18 protein-coding genes are annotated in these 16,038 nt (G+C 64.7%); 8 read left to right on the top strand and 10 right to left on the bottom strand.

Translation table 11 applies throughout. The features are described 5' to 3' along the window. Positions 1 to 23 precede the first annotated feature (23 nt). A complete protein-coding gene (locus ACM42_RS12895; protein ID WP_035678505.1) occupies positions 24 to 263 on the bottom strand; it encodes a BrnA antitoxin family protein in 240 nt (79 codons plus the stop codon). Positions 264 to 266: 3 nt separating this feature from the next. Beyond that, entirely contained in the window at positions 267 to 1,244 is a 978-nt protein-coding gene (cysK, locus tag ACM42_RS12890; protein ID WP_271528270.1) for a cysteine synthase A, read from the bottom strand. Positions 1,245 to 1,463: 219 nt separating this feature from the next. Here cysK and ACM42_RS12885 point away from each other — a divergent pair, with 219 nt between their 5' ends. After that, positions 1,464 to 1,682: a hypothetical protein gene (locus ACM42_RS12885; protein WP_271528269.1), complete on the top strand. Its 219-nt coding sequence runs from the start codon at positions 1,464 to 1,466 to the stop codon at positions 1,680 to 1,682. 1 nt (position 1,683) lies between these two features. Here the strand turns inward: ACM42_RS12885 and tgt are convergent, their stop codons facing one another. Continuing rightward, the gene (tgt, locus tag ACM42_RS12880; protein WP_271528268.1) at positions 1,684 to 2,829 is read right to left on the bottom strand and encodes a tRNA guanosine(34) transglycosylase Tgt; all 1,146 of its coding nucleotides are present in this window, start codon (positions 2,827 to 2,829) and stop codon (positions 1,684 to 1,686) included. 216 nt (positions 2,830 to 3,045) lie between these two features. Here tgt and ACM42_RS12875 point away from each other — a divergent pair, with 216 nt between their 5' ends. From ACM42_RS12875 to ACM42_RS12860, 4 genes are all read left to right on the top strand, one after another. Continuing rightward, on the top strand, positions 3,046 to 4,230 hold the full coding sequence (locus ACM42_RS12875) for a patatin-like phospholipase family protein (protein WP_271528267.1): 1,185 nt from the start codon (positions 3,046 to 3,048) through the stop codon (positions 4,228 to 4,230). A gap of 134 nt (positions 4,231 to 4,364) precedes the next feature. Then, on the top strand, positions 4,365 to 5,111 hold the full coding sequence (locus tag ACM42_RS12870; protein ID WP_271528266.1) for a TetR/AcrR family transcriptional regulator: 747 nt from the start codon (positions 4,365 to 4,367) through the stop codon (positions 5,109 to 5,111). Between the two features lie 252 nt (positions 5,112 to 5,363). Then, positions 5,364 to 5,966, top strand: a complete 603-nt coding sequence (locus tag ACM42_RS12865; RefSeq protein ID WP_271528265.1) for a PepSY domain-containing protein — start codon at positions 5,364 to 5,366, stop codon at positions 5,964 to 5,966. Positions 5,967 to 6,197: 231 nt separating this feature from the next. Continuing rightward, the gene (locus ACM42_RS12860) at positions 6,198 to 7,235 is read left to right on the top strand and encodes an aspartate-semialdehyde dehydrogenase (RefSeq protein WP_271528264.1); all 1,038 of its coding nucleotides are present in this window, start codon (positions 6,198 to 6,200) and stop codon (positions 7,233 to 7,235) included. A 149-nt stretch (positions 7,236 to 7,384) separates the two neighbouring features. On the opposite strand, the gene queA is transcribed toward ACM42_RS12860, so the two are convergent. The 5 genes from queA to coaD form a co-directional block, all read right to left on the bottom strand. After that, positions 7,385 to 8,458, bottom strand: coding sequence for a tRNA preQ1(34) S-adenosylmethionine ribosyltransferase-isomerase QueA (gene queA, locus ACM42_RS12855; RefSeq protein WP_271528263.1), 1,074 nt, complete (start codon positions 8,456 to 8,458; stop codon positions 7,385 to 7,387). Between the two features lie 134 nt (positions 8,459 to 8,592). Continuing rightward, entirely contained in the window at positions 8,593 to 9,057 is a 465-nt protein-coding gene (locus ACM42_RS12850) for a peptidylprolyl isomerase (protein ID WP_271528262.1), read from the bottom strand. After that, positions 9,054 to 9,464, bottom strand: coding sequence for a hypothetical protein (locus tag ACM42_RS12845; protein ID WP_271528261.1), 411 nt, complete (start codon positions 9,462 to 9,464; stop codon positions 9,054 to 9,056). Before ACM42_RS12845 ends, ACM42_RS12850 begins: the two co-directional genes overlap by 4 nt. An 8-nt stretch (positions 9,465 to 9,472) precedes the next feature. Continuing rightward, positions 9,473 to 10,036 (bottom strand): peptidylprolyl isomerase, encoded by a 564-nt coding sequence (locus tag ACM42_RS12840; protein ID WP_271528260.1) that lies wholly within the window; start codon positions 10,034 to 10,036, stop codon positions 9,473 to 9,475. A gap of 36 nt (positions 10,037 to 10,072) precedes the next feature. After that, positions 10,073 to 10,570 carry a pantetheine-phosphate adenylyltransferase gene (gene coaD, locus ACM42_RS12835; protein WP_194393844.1) on the bottom strand — a complete coding sequence of 166 codons (498 nt, stop codon included), beginning with the start codon at positions 10,568 to 10,570 and terminating at the stop codon, positions 10,073 to 10,075. On the opposite strand from coaD, the gene ACM42_RS12830 reads away from it, so the two are divergent. Together ACM42_RS12830 and ACM42_RS12825 are read left to right on the top strand one after the other, a co-directional pair. Next, positions 10,560 to 10,805 carry a hypothetical protein gene (locus tag ACM42_RS12830; RefSeq protein WP_271528259.1) on the top strand — a complete coding sequence of 82 codons (246 nt, stop codon included), beginning with the start codon at positions 10,560 to 10,562 and terminating at the stop codon, positions 10,803 to 10,805. The genes coaD and ACM42_RS12830 overlap by 11 nt on opposite strands. Before the next feature lie 46 nt (positions 10,806 to 10,851). Next, positions 10,852 to 11,109, top strand: a complete 258-nt coding sequence (locus tag ACM42_RS12825; RefSeq protein ID WP_271528258.1) for a hypothetical protein — start codon at positions 10,852 to 10,854, stop codon at positions 11,107 to 11,109. An 82-nt stretch (positions 11,110 to 11,191) separates the two neighbouring features. Here the strand turns inward: ACM42_RS12825 and gyrA are convergent, their stop codons facing one another. Together gyrA and ACM42_RS12815 are read right to left on the bottom strand one after the other, a co-directional pair. Beyond that, on the bottom strand, positions 11,192 to 13,921 hold the full coding sequence (gene gyrA / locus ACM42_RS12820; protein WP_271528257.1) for a DNA gyrase subunit A: 2,730 nt from the start codon (positions 13,919 to 13,921) through the stop codon (positions 11,192 to 11,194). 357 nt (positions 13,922 to 14,278) lie between these two features. Then, the gene (locus ACM42_RS12815; protein ID WP_271528256.1) at positions 14,279 to 14,773 is read right to left on the bottom strand and encodes a single-stranded DNA-binding protein; all 495 of its coding nucleotides are present in this window, start codon (positions 14,771 to 14,773) and stop codon (positions 14,279 to 14,281) included. A gap of 441 nt (positions 14,774 to 15,214) precedes the next feature. Between ACM42_RS12815 and ACM42_RS12810 the strand changes: the two genes are divergently transcribed. After that, complete coding sequence (locus ACM42_RS12810; RefSeq protein WP_271528255.1) at positions 15,215 to 15,982, top strand: outer membrane protein; 768 nt, start codon at positions 15,215 to 15,217, stop codon at positions 15,980 to 15,982. Positions 15,983 to 16,038: the final 56 nt, after the last annotated feature.

Genomic DNA, 16,038 nt, shown 5'->3' with positions numbered 1-16,038 from the left:
TCGCAGTGGTGTCGGGTTGGTGCCTACTTCCCCGCAGCTTTCCGCAGCGCCTCGTTGATGCGGTCCTGCCAGCCTGGACCGCCCTCCTGAAAGAACTCCAGCACGTCCTGGTCGATGCGCAGGGTGACCTGCTCCTTGATGCCGGGAACGGCGCTTTGTTTCGGCGGCGCCGCGGCGACCTTGGCGGTCACCTTCTTGAATGCCGCCTCCGCTTCGGTCCTAGCATCGCCAAGCGTGCGCGGTCGTCTCGGTTGATCCGCCATCTGCTAGATTCCTTCGAACAGCGCTGTCGAGAGATAGCGCTCGGAGAACGACGGCACGATCGCCAGGATAGTTTTTCCCGCAGCTTCCGGCCGCTTGCCGATCTGCAGCGCGGCCGCGATCGCCGCACCCGAGGAGATGCCGCCCGGAATGCCTTCATGCCGTGCCAGCGCGCGCGAGGTCTCAATCGCCGTCGTCGAGTTGATCTTCACGATCTCATCGATCACTGCGCGGTCGAGGATGTCAGGGATGAAGCCGGCGCCGATGCCCTGGATCTTGTGCGGCGTGTGCTGTCCGCCCGACAGCACCGGGCTCTCCTCCGGTTCGACCGCAACCACACGCAGCGAGGCCTTGCGTGGCTTGAGCACCTGGCCGACGCCGGTGATCGTTCCGCCGGTGCCGACGCCGGCCACGAAGAAATCGATGTTGCCGCCGGTGTCGTTCCAGATTTCCTCCGCGGTGGTGCGGCGGTGCACCTCGGGATTGGCGAGATTCTTGAACTGCTGCGGCATCACCGAGTTCGGCGTCGTCCTCACCAGCTCCTCGGCGGCAGCGATCGCACCCTTCATGCCTTGCGCCGCTGGCGTCAGCACCAGTTCGGCGCCGAGGAAAGCCAGCATCTTGCGCCGCTCGATCGACATCGACTCCGGCATCACCAGCTTGAGCCGGTAGCCGCGCGAAGCCGCCACGAAGGCGAGCGCAATACCGGTGTTGCCGGAGGTCGGCTCGATCAGCACGGTGTCGGGCTTGACGATGCCCGCCTTCTCCATCGCGATGATCATGGCCGCGCCGATGCGGTCTTTCACGCTTGCTGCAGGATTGAAATATTCAAGTTTTGCCAAAATGGTCGCGTTTACGCCGTGCATGCCGGGCAGCCGGCGCAAGCGCACAACGGGCGTGTTGCCGAAGGCATCGACGATCGAGTCATAGATCCGGCCGCGGCCGGCTTGGTGCGCTGCACCCGTGGTGGACGATGCGTCCATGATGAACTCCCTGTGGCAACGATCTGCATTTCCGTCCCGACCATTGCGCAGTTACAGACAGCTTGCGGCGACACGCAAGCGACAATGCGGCACATGTTAAATACGCTGCATCGCAAAATCACGTGAGCGGTAAAATCAGAAAAGCTACGCATTTGTGTTGCGACCTCGTCAACCGCTTCTGCTTATGTTAGGTTCATACCTCAAACAGGGAGGTCCACGATGTCAGCAATTGCTGAAGTGTTGCCGACCGTCGCGTCGACCCGCGATCCTCGTTGCAGCGAGCTGCCGACCTGTCCCGTCTGCGCCGACTCCATGGTCGCCGCCGAAGCATCCGCCTACGTCTCGGACCACATGATCAGCTATCTCTGGACCTGCGACAATTGCGGCTATGGCTTCGTGACCAAGCACGCCCTGAAGCAACGCTTCACTTGCAACTGACCTAGCGCGGGGCGATGTCGCCCCTCGCCCAGTCCTCGCGCGTGCGCTGATAGAACTCGTCGAACTTTCCCTGCGCGATCGCACCTCTGATGCCCTGCATCAGGAACTGGTAGTAAGCGACATTGATCTCGGACAGCAGCATCGCGCCCAGCGTCTCGCCCGCTTTGACGAGATGGTGCAGATAGGCACGCGCGTAGTTGCGCGCCGCAGGCCATGAGCTGTCTTCGTCGAGCGGACGCGGATCGTCGGCGTGGCGCGCATTGCGCAGATTCACCTGGCCGAACCGCGTAAAGGCGACGCCGTGCCGCCCATTGCGCGTCGGCATCACGCAATCGAACATGTCGATGCCGCGCTTCACGGCTTCGAGGATGTCGTCGGGCGTGCCGACGCCCATCAGGTACCGCGGGCGCTCTCTCGGCAGCAATGGTGCGGTCTCGTCGATCATCGCCAGCATCACTGCCTGCGGTTCGCCGACCGCAAGACCGCCGATCGCATAGCCATGAAAGCCGATCGCAACAAGACCTTCGGCGCTCGCATGACGTAGTTGGGGGATGTCGCCGCCCTGCACGATACCGAACAACATGTAGCCGTCGGGGGCGCTCTCGAAGGCGCGCTTGCTTCTCTCGGCCCAGCGCAGCGACAATTGCATCGCACGCTCGATGTCGGCGCGCTCGGCCGGAAGCCGTACGCATTCGTCCATCTGCATGGCGATGTCGGAACCGAGCAAACGCTGCACCTCGATCGAGCGCTCCGGCGACAGCTCGACCTTGGCACCGTCGATATGCGAGCGGAAGGTGACGGCGTTCTCGCTGACCTTGCGCAAATCCGCCAGCGACATCACCTGGAAGCCGCCGGAATCCGTCAGCATCGGTCCGTTCCAACCGGTGAACCGCTGTAATCCGCCGAGCGCGGCGATCCGCTCGGCGCTCGGACGCAGCATCAGGTGGTAGGTGTTGCCGAGCACGATGTCGGCGCCGGCATCGCGCACCTCGCGCCAGTGCATCCCCTTCATGGCACCCGCGGTGCCGACCGGCATGAAGGCCGGCGTCCGCACCACGCCATGCGGCGTGGTCAGCCGCCCAGTGCGCGCGGCCCCATCGACGGCGAGCAATTCAAAGTGATTGGGGAGACCATTGTCCGGATTCATGGCGGTGCTTATTGCGTGTCGGGGCAGGCCGATCAACCCGCCAGACCGCGCTCCGGCGGATTTGTGCTCCAGACTGGGACACCAACCAGCGCGAGGATCGGTGCGGTCCACCTTGTCAAACAAAACGATACCGTGTAGTTTCTTCCTGGGGGCTGGACGAGAATGCCGTGGCGAATTTGCCGGCGGCGGTAAACGCGTGATCGCCAGCCACCGACAATGCCTCACCCTTCGTGTTCGACCGACGCATCCGTCTCCTCGTGTGACCGGATCAGGCAGACTTGTGTCCGCCTGACCGGATCGCTGGTCCTGGTGTGCGGCCTGGCGCTCGGCGCCTGCACCTCCCTGCCCCGCACGCCCTATACGGCCGCTGAAGCCAGCACATCGCGCGTGCTCGATATCGACGGCCTCCGGCGCTACGCGGACGATCCCGTCACGAAGTTCAGCTTCGAGAAGAACAACAGCACCGCGACGAGATCCTATCTGGCGCTGTCCGGCGGCGGTGCTGACGGCGCCTATGGCGTCGGCGTGCTCAACGGCTGGACCGCGGCCAGAACCCGCCCCTCCTTCTCGGTCGTCTCGGGCGTGAGCACCGGCGGCCTGATCGCGCCGTTCGCCTTCCTCGGCCCGCAATATGACGACACGCTGAAGGAGGTCTACACCAGCGGCATCGCCGAGAGCCTCCTGAACGATCCCAGCATCGTGCGCGTGCTGTTCGGATCCGGCCTGTTCGGCAACACGCGGCTGCGCGAGCTGGTCGCGCGCTATGTCGGTCCGGAGATCATGGCGCAGGTCGCGCGCGAGCATGCGAAAGGTCGGACACTGCTGGTGGTGACGACGGACCTCGACACCCAGCGCACTGCGATCTGGGACATGGGCAAGATCGCCGCAGTCGGAACGCCCGAGGCCCTGAAGCTGTTTCGCGACGTGATGGCGGCCTCGGCCAGCATTCCCCTGGTGTTTCCGCCGATCATGATCGACGCCGAAGGCCAGGGCCGCAAGTTTCAGGAGATGCATGTCGACGGCGGCGTGACGGCCCCGGTGCTGACATTGCCGGAAGCCCTGCTGTTCCAGGGCGGCCGCCTGCCCGGAAGTGCGAAGATGGACATCTACATCCTCGTCAACAAGAAGATCGAACGCAACTTCGAACTCGTCTCCAACGGCACCATCGACGTTGCCTCACGCAGCCTGTCGGCAATCACCCAGTCGCAGACGCGCTCGATCATCCTCTCGACTTACGATTTCGCCAAGCGCAACCGACTGGGCTTCCATCTCTCCTACATCGCGCGCGACTACCCCGCCCCGCCCTCCGAAGGGTTCGATACCACCTATATGCGGGCGCTGTATCAGTACGGATACGAGAAGGCCGCATCCGGCCAGGCCTGGACCTCGGCGCTTCCGTGAGTCCGCGCGACGGAACGAGGCCGTGTCGAGGCCGTTGACGATGCGGCCAATTCGGCCAGATTCGCGATGACGCCCCGGCTGCTGCGCGTTATAGAGCAAAGACGACTGTCAGAAACGCGCAGGAATCATTGGGCATGGGATTGACTGCGACCAGGACAAAACCGGCAGCTCCACGGCGCGAGATGCCGAAATCCCGCGGCGGCCGGCCGACGAAAACCGCCGCGATCGAGCGCGACCAGCGGCTGATCGAGGTCGCCACCCGCCTTTTCCTGGATCGCGGCTTCGAGGCGACCTCGCTCGACGCGGTCGCGGAAGCGGCCCGAGTGAGCAAGCCCACGGTCTATTCGCGCTATGGCGACAAGCGCGGGCTGTTCGCGGCCGTACTGAGGCGGGAGATCGCGCGCTGGCTCGCGCCGCTGTCGGCCGCGGCAGAGACCCAGCTGAGCAGCGCCGCCGACATCTCGGTCGAGCAGCGGCTGGTCGAGATCGGGCGCGAGATGCTCTCATTCACCTGTGGTCCCGACGCGGTCGCCTTCAGCCGCATGATGACGTCACAGGCCATCAACTTCCCTGACGTCGCCAAGCTCGGCAAGGAGGAAGGCTGGCTCAAGGCCGTCGCCACCACCGCGCGCTTCTTCGACCATCTGGTGGCGCAAGGTGCGCTCGATGTCGAAGACACCACCATCGCAGCCGAGGTGTTCCTCGACGTCGTCGTCGGACACACCCACCGCATGGCGACGTTCGGAACTGCGCTCGAGCCGAAATCGGCCGAGAAGCGCATGCGCATTGCGATCAAACTGTTCCTTGCCGGTGCGCTGGGTCCTGCCGACCGGGTCCAGGACGCCGCAAAGGGTCCGGCGCGGCGCCGCTCCTCCCGCTGACGTTTCCGTGAAATCACGCTCTTTCCCCCAAGGGGGCGTCGCAAGGGCATTGACCAAAACAAAACGATACGGTATGGTTTAGTTATAAGTTGGTACGGGCCGCTTTTTTCACCAGCCCCAAAAGAGGTCCGGACCGCTTCGATCGTCACGGCAGGTGCAGCCCGCCGCGGCGTTCCGCGGCCGGCCTTGCCCAGGGCCGGCCGCGAATTCTTTACGTTCATCCGGCACACTCGCAGGCCGAAGGTTTCGATCATGACGACAGCCAGACGACGGACCTCGCAACTGCTTGCGATCGCCTTGCCCGCGCTGCTCCTCGCCGCACCGGCGCAGGCGATCGTGACCGCGAGCACGCCGACCGCGCTCCACAACGACACAGATGGTGATGCCGAAGCAGACCGCCAGGCCGTCGGCCGCGAGATCGAACGCTTCCGCAGCTCGTCGATCACGATCAGCCAGGCCATGGCGATCGCGGAAGCCCGCCATGCCGGCGCCACTACCGCCGACGTGAGTTTCGACGGCGCTTCAGGCGTCCCGGTCTACCGGGTGAAGACCCTGCACAACGACCGGATTTGGCGCCACACCATCAATGCCGCGACCGGCGAGTTCGTCGGTGGCGAGGCCGCCCTGCCCCTCACCGAGCTCGACAACGAGGACCGCAGCAACCTCGCAGCGCTGGGTGCGATCAGGCACCGCCTTGCCGATGCCGTGCGCGTCGCCGAGCGCGCAGCCTCGGGCAAGGCCATCAGCGGCGGCCTCGTGCGCGAACGCGGCCGGCTCAATTTTGCGATCGTGGTGATCAGCGGCGACGACCTCAAGGAGGTCATCCTGGAGCCGCCGGGCGCCCGGGCCCGATAGCGACAGATTTTCCCCCGGTATCGACCGGGGCGAAAAGCCATTGACGGCCGCAAGACTCTCCCGCATAAGTCGCCGCCATGTTCACGACCACCAAACGCACGACCAAAACCACCACGGCCTCAGGGGCCCGGGGAGGCGTGCGCGCGTAGTCGTCGACGAAAACGCATCAGCTCTACCGAAGCCCCGCCCTCGATGGTCCGGGGCTTTTTTGTTGTCTGGATTTCAAAAGCAATGGAGGACAAAGTGAGTAACGATCCCGTCGTCGCGATTGTCGGCGTCACCGGTGCGGTGGGCGCCGAATTCATCGCCACCATGGACAAGCGCAGCTTTCGCGTCGGCAGACTCAAGGCGCTCGCCAGCGCCCGCTCGGCGGGCAAGACGGTGTCGTTCCGCGGCCAGAACGTCGTCATCGAGGAGCTGACCGAGCGCGCCTTCGAGGGCGTCGACATCGCCCTGTTCTCCGCCGGCGGCAGTATCTCCAGGAAGTTCGCGCCGATCGCGGTCAAGGCCGGCGCCGTGGTGGTCGACAACTCCTCCGCCTTCCGCATGGACCCGAACGTGCCGCTGGTGATCCCCGAGATCAACGCCAGCCGCATCCGCGACCACAAGGGCATCATCGCCAACCCCAACTGCGCCGCGATCACCGCGCTGGTGCCGCTGTGGCCGATCCACCAGCAGAACCGCATCAAGCGCGTCATCATCTCGACCTATCAGGCGGCCTCCGGCGCAGGCGCCGCCGCAATGGACGAGCTCGTCGAATCCACCCGCGCCAACCTCAACGGGCAGGTCTATACGCCCAGGGTGATGCCGCACCCCTACGCCTTCAACCTCTTCAACCACAACACCGCCGTCGATCCCGGGACCGGCTACAACGACGAAGAGACCAAGGTCATCAAGGAAACCCGCAAGATCTTCGAGGACGACACCATCGCGGTCGGCGTCACCTGCGTCCGCGTGCCGGTGCTGCGCGCCCATTGCGAGGCCATCACCTTCGAATGCGAGAAGCCGATTACCGAGGACCAGGTCCGCGCCATCATGGCGCAGGCGCCGGGTGTGAAGGTCGTCGACGATCGCGCCAGGAACTACTTCCCGATGCCGATCGACGCCTCGGGCCAGGACGACGTCCTGGTCGGCCGCATCCGCAAGGACCTCAGCGACGCTAGCGGCCATTCGATCTCGATGTTCGTGGCGGCCGATCAGCTGCTCAAGGGCGCAGCGCTGAACGCGGTGCAGATCGCCGAGCTGCTGCCGCAGCGGGTGATGGCGTAGAGGTCTATCGACCTCAACTATGCAGATGGATGGTGGGCACGGCGCTTCGCGCTCTTGCCCACCCTCCGGCAGTGCTGTAGCCCGCATGAGCGCAGCGACATGCGGGAAGCTGCGAAGACGGAATCCCGGATATCGCTTCGCTCATCCGGCTACGGCACCGCCCGAAACAGCAAGCACGCGTCGCCGTAGGAATAAAACCGGTAGCCGTTCGCGATGGCGTGCGCATAGGCCTGCTTCATCGTCTCGAGCCCGGAGAAGGCCGAGACCAGCATGAACAGCGTCGATTTCGGCAGATGAAAATTGGTCATCAGGACATCGACCGCGCGGAAGCGATAGCCGGGCGTGATGAAGATCGACGTCTCGGCCGCGTACGGCTGGATCACGCCATCCTCGCCCGCCGCGCTCTCCAAGAGGCGCAATGACGTCGTGCCGACCGCAACGATGCGGCCGCCGTTCTTTCGCGCCGTGTTGAGCCGCTCCGCCGTTTCGGTCGAGATCGTGCCCCACTCGGCATGCATCTTGTGGCCCTCGGTGTCGTCCACCTTGACCGGCAGGAACGTCCCCGCCCCGACATGCAGCGTGACGCTGTTGATGCCGACGCCGCGCGCGCGCAGCGCCAGCTCCAGTGCCGGCGTGAAATGCAGCCCCGCGGTCGGCGCCGCCACCGCGCCCTCGTTCGCCGCGAACATTGTCTGGTAATCCGCAAAATCCTGATCGTCGGGCGTGCGCTTCGAGGCGATGTAGGGCGGCAGCGGCGGGCTGCCGAGATCGGCGATCGCCTGGTCGAGCGCAGGGCCATGGAATGAGAACGACAGCGTCACCTCGCCCTCGCTGCCCTTGGCCTCGACCTCGGCGTCGAGATGGCCGAGCAGGCAGACCTTGCCCTCATTGCCAAAGCGGATGCGGTCGCCGGCCGTGAGCTTCTTCGCCGGCTTCACCAGGGCCTGCCAGCGCGAGCCGTCGAGGCGCTTGATCAGGGTCGCCTCGATCTTCGGCTCGGTCTCGCGACCGATGCGGCGGCCCTTCAATTGCGCCGCGATCACCTTGGTGTCGTTGACGACGAGCTGGTCGCCAGGCTCCAGCCATTGAGGCAGGTCGGCGACGGTCTGGTCACGCAACGCGCCGTTCGCCACCACCAGCATTTTCGCGGAGTCGCGCGGGCTCGCCGGGCGCAACGCGATGCGCTCGGGCGGCAGGTCGAAATCGAAGAGATCGGTGCGCATGTGTCACTATCGCCGTCATTCCGGACGCCGCGCCTCGAGCGCGGCGCTCCGGAATCCCGAGATTGTGGCGCGAGATTCTCGGGAGCCCAATTGCGCACCATAGTTCACGCCAAGGTGCGCCCCGGAATGAGTGACTATTCCTTGTCGGCTGCCATCCGCGCCTTGACGATCTTGTCAGGATTCATCACGGGCTCGCCGCGCTTGATCTTGTCGACGTTCTCCATGCCCTCGGTGACCTTGCCCCAGACCGTGTACTGGTTGTCGAGGAAGCGGGCGTCGTCGAAGCAGATGAAGAACTGGCTGTCGCCGGAATCGGGGTTGGCGGCGCGGGCCATCGAGGCGGTGCCGCGCACATGCGGCTCCTTGTTGAACTCGGCCTTCAGCTTCTTGCCGGAGCCGCCGGTGCCGGTGCCGTGCGGGCAGCCGGTCTGCGCCATGAAGCCCTCGATCACGCGGTGGAACACGATGCCGTCGTAAAAGCCCTCGCGGACCAGCTCCTTGATGCGAGCCACATGGTTCGGCGCGAGGTCGGGCCGCATCTCGATGGTGACGGGGCCCTGCGTGGTCTCGAGGATCAGGGTGTTTTCGGTGGCGCTCATGCTCGTCTCTCTTGCGTTGGGGGTGAAGTCTTCCGGCTGCGGAACTGGATCGCGAATGGACGTCCTGCGGCGGCGCCGGCCATTGCATCGGTAAATGGCATCGGCGTGCAGCGTTGCAACGCTTCCATCACCGCGATCCGGTATTGCAGCCGGTCATTGTCGGAGGCCTCCGCGGATTCATAGGTAATCCTCGGATGGCCCAGAATGTCTCCGGCCCGGTTAAAGCTCACCACGACAGTGATGTCGAGTGGGCGCGCCTTGGCCGGCGACGGCGGTCTCCAGCAGGTGCGCAGGTGCCGGAAGATGTCCTGGATCGTGTTGACCTGCGCGTCCTCGGCGGCAGTACTCGAGACGCCGAGCACCAGCATCGCAGCAACCAGCAGGAGCTTGCCACCGCGGCGCGCCATGGCCGCTCCTATTTGATGTCGGAGGCGACCTGAACCTTCACCATCTTGTCGGGATCGGCGACCGCGCCGCCTGGCGAGCCCGGGGGCGCCTTCTTCAGCTTGTCGACGACGTCCATGCCCTGCACGACCTCGCCGATCACCGTGTACTGGCCATCGAGGCTGCCGCCATCGGCGAACATGATGAAGAACTGGGAGTTGGCGCTGTCGACACTGTCGCCGCGGCGGGCCATGCCGACGATGCCACGGGCGAAATGCACCTTGGAGAATTCCTGCTTCAGGTTCGGGTATTTCGAGCCGCCGGTGCCGTTGAAATTCTGGCCGTCGCCCGTCTGCGCCATGAAGCCGTCCATCACGCGATGAAACGGCACGTTGTTGTAGAAGCCCTCCCGCGCGAGCTGCTTGATGCGCTCGGCATGCTGCGGCGCAATGTCGGTCCTGAGCTTGATGACGATGCGACCCTTGGTGCTGTCGATGACGATGGCGTTGGCCTTGTCGAGGTTCGCCGGCAATTGCTGCGCGACCGCCGGCACCGCGAACAGAAGCGCGGCAAGAACTGCGAGAATTCGGATCATGACAACTCCGGTCAGGATGAGAAAGGAAGCGGGCCGTTATCCGGCGAATTTTGCCTTGAGCTGTGCCGCGACCTGCGGCGGGACGAAGGCCGAGACATCCCCGCCCATGCCGGCGATCTGGCGCACCAAAGTGGCGGTGATCGGGCGGACCATGGGAGAGGCCGGCAGGAAGACCGTATGCACCTCGGGCGCCATCGCCTCGTTCATGCCGGCGAGCTGCATCTCGTAATCGAGGTCGGTGCCGTCGCGCAGGCCCCGGATCATGATCGTCGCGCCGTGCTTGCGCGCCGAGGTGACCGACAGATCGTCGAATGTCACGGCCTCGAGCACGCAGCCAGCCTGGGCTGCCACGGGTCCGCAGACGTCACGGAGCATCTTCAACCGTTCCTCGGTCGAGAACAGCGGCTTCTTGCCCGGGTGCACCCCGATCGCGACCACGAGCCTGTCGCACAGCGAAGCGCTGTGCCGAACCACGTCCAGGTGGCCGTTGGTGATGGGATCGAAGGAACCGGGATAGAAGGCAATGCGCGGCATGGCTCCCTCCTACCGCGCCCGGCCCGGCCCGGCAAGCCGGGCAGGTTCCTTGCCCGCTTCCTTGCCCGCTTCCTGCCACGTCGCCCGGAAATGTCTCGCCGGACGTGTCGGCAATGGCTGGTTTGTTTCGTCCCCAGGCAGCCACGAAACAAAACGGAGCGAGAACGAAACCATTTCCCGCATCGGCGAAGACGTCCCGAAACTGGTCATGGTTACCAATCCGGTCAACGAATGACGGGCCGCACACAGGGCGTGAGCGGCCGCATCACAGGGGACCGTCAATGATCAAGACCCTTTCAGCGATCGCACTCTCTGCATGTGTTGCCGCGGGCCTCACCCTCCTGCCGGGCTTCGCCCCCACCGTCGAAGCCAGCGTGCCGCAGCCGCTGGCCAAGAGCGACCGGCTCGACATCCGCAGCATCGGAAAGGACTGCTCGCAGCAGGCCTGGCCGAACTTCGAGACCTCGTGCCTGCGCCGCGCCGGCACGAAGACCAATGTCCGCGAGGCGCGCCTCGTGACTGCCGATCGGACCCCGTAGTCGGCGTCTGACGATTTCGTGTCAGCCAAGCGGGGCGTAGCCCGGATCCAGCGCCGCGCAGTCCTGGCGACCGGGCTGAACGTTACTCTCCGTTCGCGCCGTTGCTCTCCGCCTCTTCCGTGATGTGCTCGACCGACACCACATGCTCGTCCTCGGCGGTATCGAACACGATCACGCCCTGGGTCGAGCGGCCGGCGATGCGGATGCCTTCGACCGGGCAGCGGATCAGCTGGCCCTTGTCGGTGACCAGCATGATCTGGTCGGCGTCCTCCACCGGGAAGGAAGCCACCAGATTGCCATTGCGGTTGTTGACGCTCATGGCCACGATGCCTTTGCCGCCGCGGCCCGTGGTGCGGTACTCATAGGACGAGGTCCGCTTGCCGTAGCCGTTGACGGAGACGGTCAGCACCACCTGTTCCTGCGCCGACATCTCGGCATAACGCTCCTGCGACAGCTGGAAGCTGCCGGAGGTCTCCTCGGCCTCGGCATCGGCCGGAACCTCTTCCGCCGAGGCTTCGCCGGCCACCGCTCGGCGCATCTTCAGGTACGCCGAGCGCTCGTCGGACGTGGTCTCGACATGGCGCAGGATCGCCAGCGAGATCACCTTGTCGCCCTCGGCAAGCGCAATGCCGCGCACGCCCATCGAGGTGCGTCCGGTGAATACGCGCACGTCGGTGACCGGGAAGCGGATGCACTGGCCGCCGGCAGCCGTCAGGAGCACGTCGTCGCGCTCGGTGCAGATCTGCACGTCGACGATCGCCTCGTTGTCGTCGAGCTTCATCGCGATGATGCCGGAGCGGCGAACGTCGACGAAGTCGGACAGCTTGTTGCGGCGGACGTTGCCGCCGGTGGTGGCGAACATCACGTCGAGATTGCCCCAGGTCGATTCATCCTCCGGCAGCGGCATGATGGTGGTGATGCGCTCGCCCTGCTCCAGCGGCAGGATGTTGATCATTGCCTTGCCGCGCGCGTTCGGAGCGGCCATCGGCAGCCGCCAGACCTTTTCCTTGTAGACCTGGCCGCGCGAGGAGAAGAACAGCACCGGCGTGTGCGTGGAGGCGACGAACAGTCGGCTGACGAAATCCTCGTCGCGGGTCTGCATGCCGGAGCGGCCCTTGCCGCCGCGGCGCTGCGCGCGATAGGCCGACAGCGGCACGCGCTTGACGTAGCCGGCGTGGGAGACGGTGACGACCATGTCCTCTCGCTGGATCAGGTCCTCGTCCTCGACCTCGCCTTCCTGCTCCATGATCACGGTGCGGCGTGGCGTGGCGAACTCCGCCTTCACCTCGGCAAGCTCGGTCTTGATGATGCCCAGCACGCGCTCGCGCGAGCGCAGGATGTCGAGATAATCGGCGATCTCGCCGGCGAGCTTGTCGAGCTCGTCGCGGATTTCGTCACGGCCGAGTGCGGTCAGGCGCTGAAGGCGCAGATCGAGAATGGCTCTCGCTTGTTCCATCGACAGCCGGATCGTGCCATCCGCACTCATGCGGTGACGCGGGTCGTCGATCAGTGTCAGCATGTCCTCGACGTCCCGGGCCGGCCAGTCGCGCGACATCAGGGTATCGCGGGCGGTGGTCGGGTCGGGCGAGCTCCGGATGACGCGGATCATCTCGTCGATATTGGCGACTGCGATCGCGAGACCGACCAGGATGTGCGCCCGATCGCGCGCCTTGGCGAGCAGGTACTTGGTACGCCGCGTGACGACCCGCTCACGGAAGTCTACGAAGATCGTCAGCAGGTCCTTCAGATGCATGATCCGCGGACGGCCGCTGTCGAGCGCCACCATGTTGACGCCGAAGCTCGTCTGCAGCGGCGTGAATCTGTACAGCTGGTTCAGCACCACATCCGGCACGGCGTCGCGCTTCAACTCGATGACGACGCGGTAGCCTTCGCGGTCGGATTCATCGCGCAGGTCGCCGATGCCCTCGATCTTCTTTTCCTTCACCAGCTCGGCGATGCGCTCGACCATCGTCGCCTTGTTCACCTGGTACGGAATCTCGGTGATGATGAGCGCCTCGCGCTCCTTGCGGATGGTCTCGATCGCGACCTTGCCGCGCATGACGATCGAGCCGCGGCCGAGGTGATAGGCGGCGCGGATGCCCGCGCGCCCGAGAATGACGCCGCCGGTCGGGAAGTCAGGTCCCGGCACGATGTTGATGAGCTCGTCAATGGTGAGCGCAGGGTTGTCGATCAGAGCGACGCAGGCGTCGATGACCTCGCCGAGATTGTGTGGCGGGATGTTGGTCGCCATGCCGACCGCGATGCCGCCCGCGCCGTTGACGAGAAGGTTCGGGAACTTGGCCGGCAAGACCGATGGCTCGGTCTCGTTGTTGTCGTAGTTCGGCTGGAAGTCGACGGTGTCCTTGTCGATGTCGGCCAGCAGAGCCAGCGCCGCCTTCGTCAGGCGCGCTTCGGTGTAACGATAGGCGGCCGGGGGATCGCCGTCGACCGAACCGAAATTGCCCTGGCCGTCGATCAGCGGCACGCGCATCGAGAAGTCCTGCGCCATGCGAACCATGGCGTCGTAGATCGACTGGTCGCCGTGCGGGTGATACTTACCGATGACGTCGCCGACCACGCGGGCGGACTTGACGTACTTCTTGTCGGGCGTGTGCCCCTGCTCGTTCATCGAGAACAGGATGCGGCGGTGCACCGGCTTCAGGCCGTCGCGCGCATCGGGCAGCGCACGCGCCACGATCACGCTCATGGCGTAGTCGAGGTACGACTTCTTCATCTCCTCGAAGATGGAGACGGGGCGAATGTCCGAGGGTTGCGCCGGCTGGTCGCCGGGCTTGTTGTCGTCGTCAGCCAAAGGGGAATCCGGTGAGATTTTGTCTGGGAATCATATAGCGCATCGGGGTCCTGATAACCACCCTCGCGCAGATCAGGACAAGCGATTTTTCCGCCTATTCTTCCAACGACTTAGGCCCTTGCAAGCACTGCTTCCGAGAGGCCCGGAACCGGCTTGCCCAAACGATCTCCGAAGCCCGCGAAACCGCGCCGAGAGCGGGCCCTGTCAGCCTGTTTTGCCCCGGCGCAATCCGAGCTCACCTCAAACATGAAGGCGGCCGGAAAACCCGAGCCCGCCCCGCGAATTAATAGGAATGGCTGACACGGCACGCCAGGCGCAGCCCTATCGGGCAATGTGCCTGGGCCGCGATCCCTGTCCTCAGAACGGGATATCGTCGTCCATGTCGTTGTTGCGGCCGCCGCCGGCGGCGACGGGACGGCGCGGTGCGCTGCTGACGGGACCGGAGGAGCCGAAATCGCCGCCCGGCTCGTCGCCGAAGCTGCCGCCTCCTCCGCCGCCACCGCGGCCATCGAGCATCGTCAGCGTCGAGTTGAAGCCCTGGAGCACGACCTCGGTCGAGTACTTCTCGACGCCGCTCTGGTCGGTCCATTTGCGGGTCTGCAGCGCGCCCTCGATGTAAACCTTCGCGCCCTTCTTCAGATACTGTTCGGCAACCTTGCAGAGCCCTTCATTGAAGATCACGACGCGATGCCACTCGGTCTTTTCCTTGCGCTCGCCGGTCGCCTTGTCACGCCATGTCTCCGAGGTGGCGATGCTCAAATTCGCGATCGGCCGCCCGTCCTGGGTGCGGCGGATTTCAGGATCCTTGCCGAGATTTCCAACCAGAATGACCTTGTTGACGCTTCCCGCCATCGCCGCTCTCCACTCCGAATGCCACTGAATTTCAAAAGGGCGAATCCCGCTGCCCGCGTTCCTCTGCGCCCCGCTGAGGCGACCCTATACGCTTGCGGGCACCGATCAGCCCGCCACCCCCACGGTTATCCCCATATATAGCATCGCGCCCGGCTTCGTTCCAGATTTGTTCTTTCGTGCCAAGAGCCAGAACAGATTCTGGACACGCGCCGACAGCCAGGGAACCCGGATGGAACTTTTCCGGGTTCCCGAGAAGGACGAAAACCGTTTAACTTTCATCGAGTTGCGGACACTTCAATCGGTGGGCAACTGTGGCATTTCGGAGACGGATTTTGCCCCTTCCTTGGGCTATGGTTGCCTTGGAATTAGTTCATATGGGCGTCGCGCCTGATCCGCCGCTTTCGGGGACCTCGAGAAGCGGACGAAACTGGGGAGACTGCAATGAATAAGATTCTTTTTGGTGCAATCAGTGCAATGGCGTTGGGGCTGGCGGCCCCCGCAAGCGCGGCGGATCTTGCCGCCCGTCCCTACACCAAGGCGCCAGCTCCGGTTGCCGCCATCTACGACTGGAGCGGCTTCTACATCGGCATCAACGGCGGTGGTGGCACAAGCCGCAAGTGTTGGGATTTCGTGACCCCGGCAACCGGCGTTCTGGTTGGCGAGGGCTGCCACAATGCGACCGGCGGCACCGTCGGTGGCCAGGTCGGCTATCGCTGGCAGTCGACGAACTGGGTGTTCGGCTTCGAGGGCCAGGGCAACTGGGCCGATTTTTCCGGCGACAACATCAGCGCGGTATCCGGCCTTCGCAACCACTCCACGATCGACTCTTTCGGTTTGATCACCGGGCAGATCGGCTATGCCTGGAACAACGTGCTGCTCTACGTGAAGGGCGGCGCCGCCGTCGTCGGCGATCGCTACCGGACCTACGATGTGGCGACCGGCCTCGAGTTCGACCGGGCCAACGAGACCCGTTGGGGCGGCACGGTGGGCGCGGGCGTCGAGTTCGGATTCGCCCCGAACTGGTCGGTCGGCTTCGAGTATAATCACATCTTCCTCGGCCACCGCACGATCGATTTCACCGGGTCCGGCAATTTTGCCGGGGCTCCGCTCGGTGCTTTCACGGCCTCCAATCGCATCAGCCAGGACGTCGATATCGGCCTCATCCGGGTGAATTATCGTTGGGGCGGTCCGTTGATCGCGAGGTACTGATATCCCGCTGATATTGTTTGGAGATCAAAGGCCGGCCTCGCGCCGGCCTTTCTGCT

The sequence above is a fragment of the Bradyrhizobium sp. CCBAU 25338 genome (assembly GCF_028128965.1).
GTDB lineage: Bacteria > Pseudomonadota > Alphaproteobacteria > Rhizobiales > Xanthobacteraceae > Bradyrhizobium > Bradyrhizobium liaoningense.
This window is presented reverse-complemented; position numbering and strand designations above follow the sequence as displayed.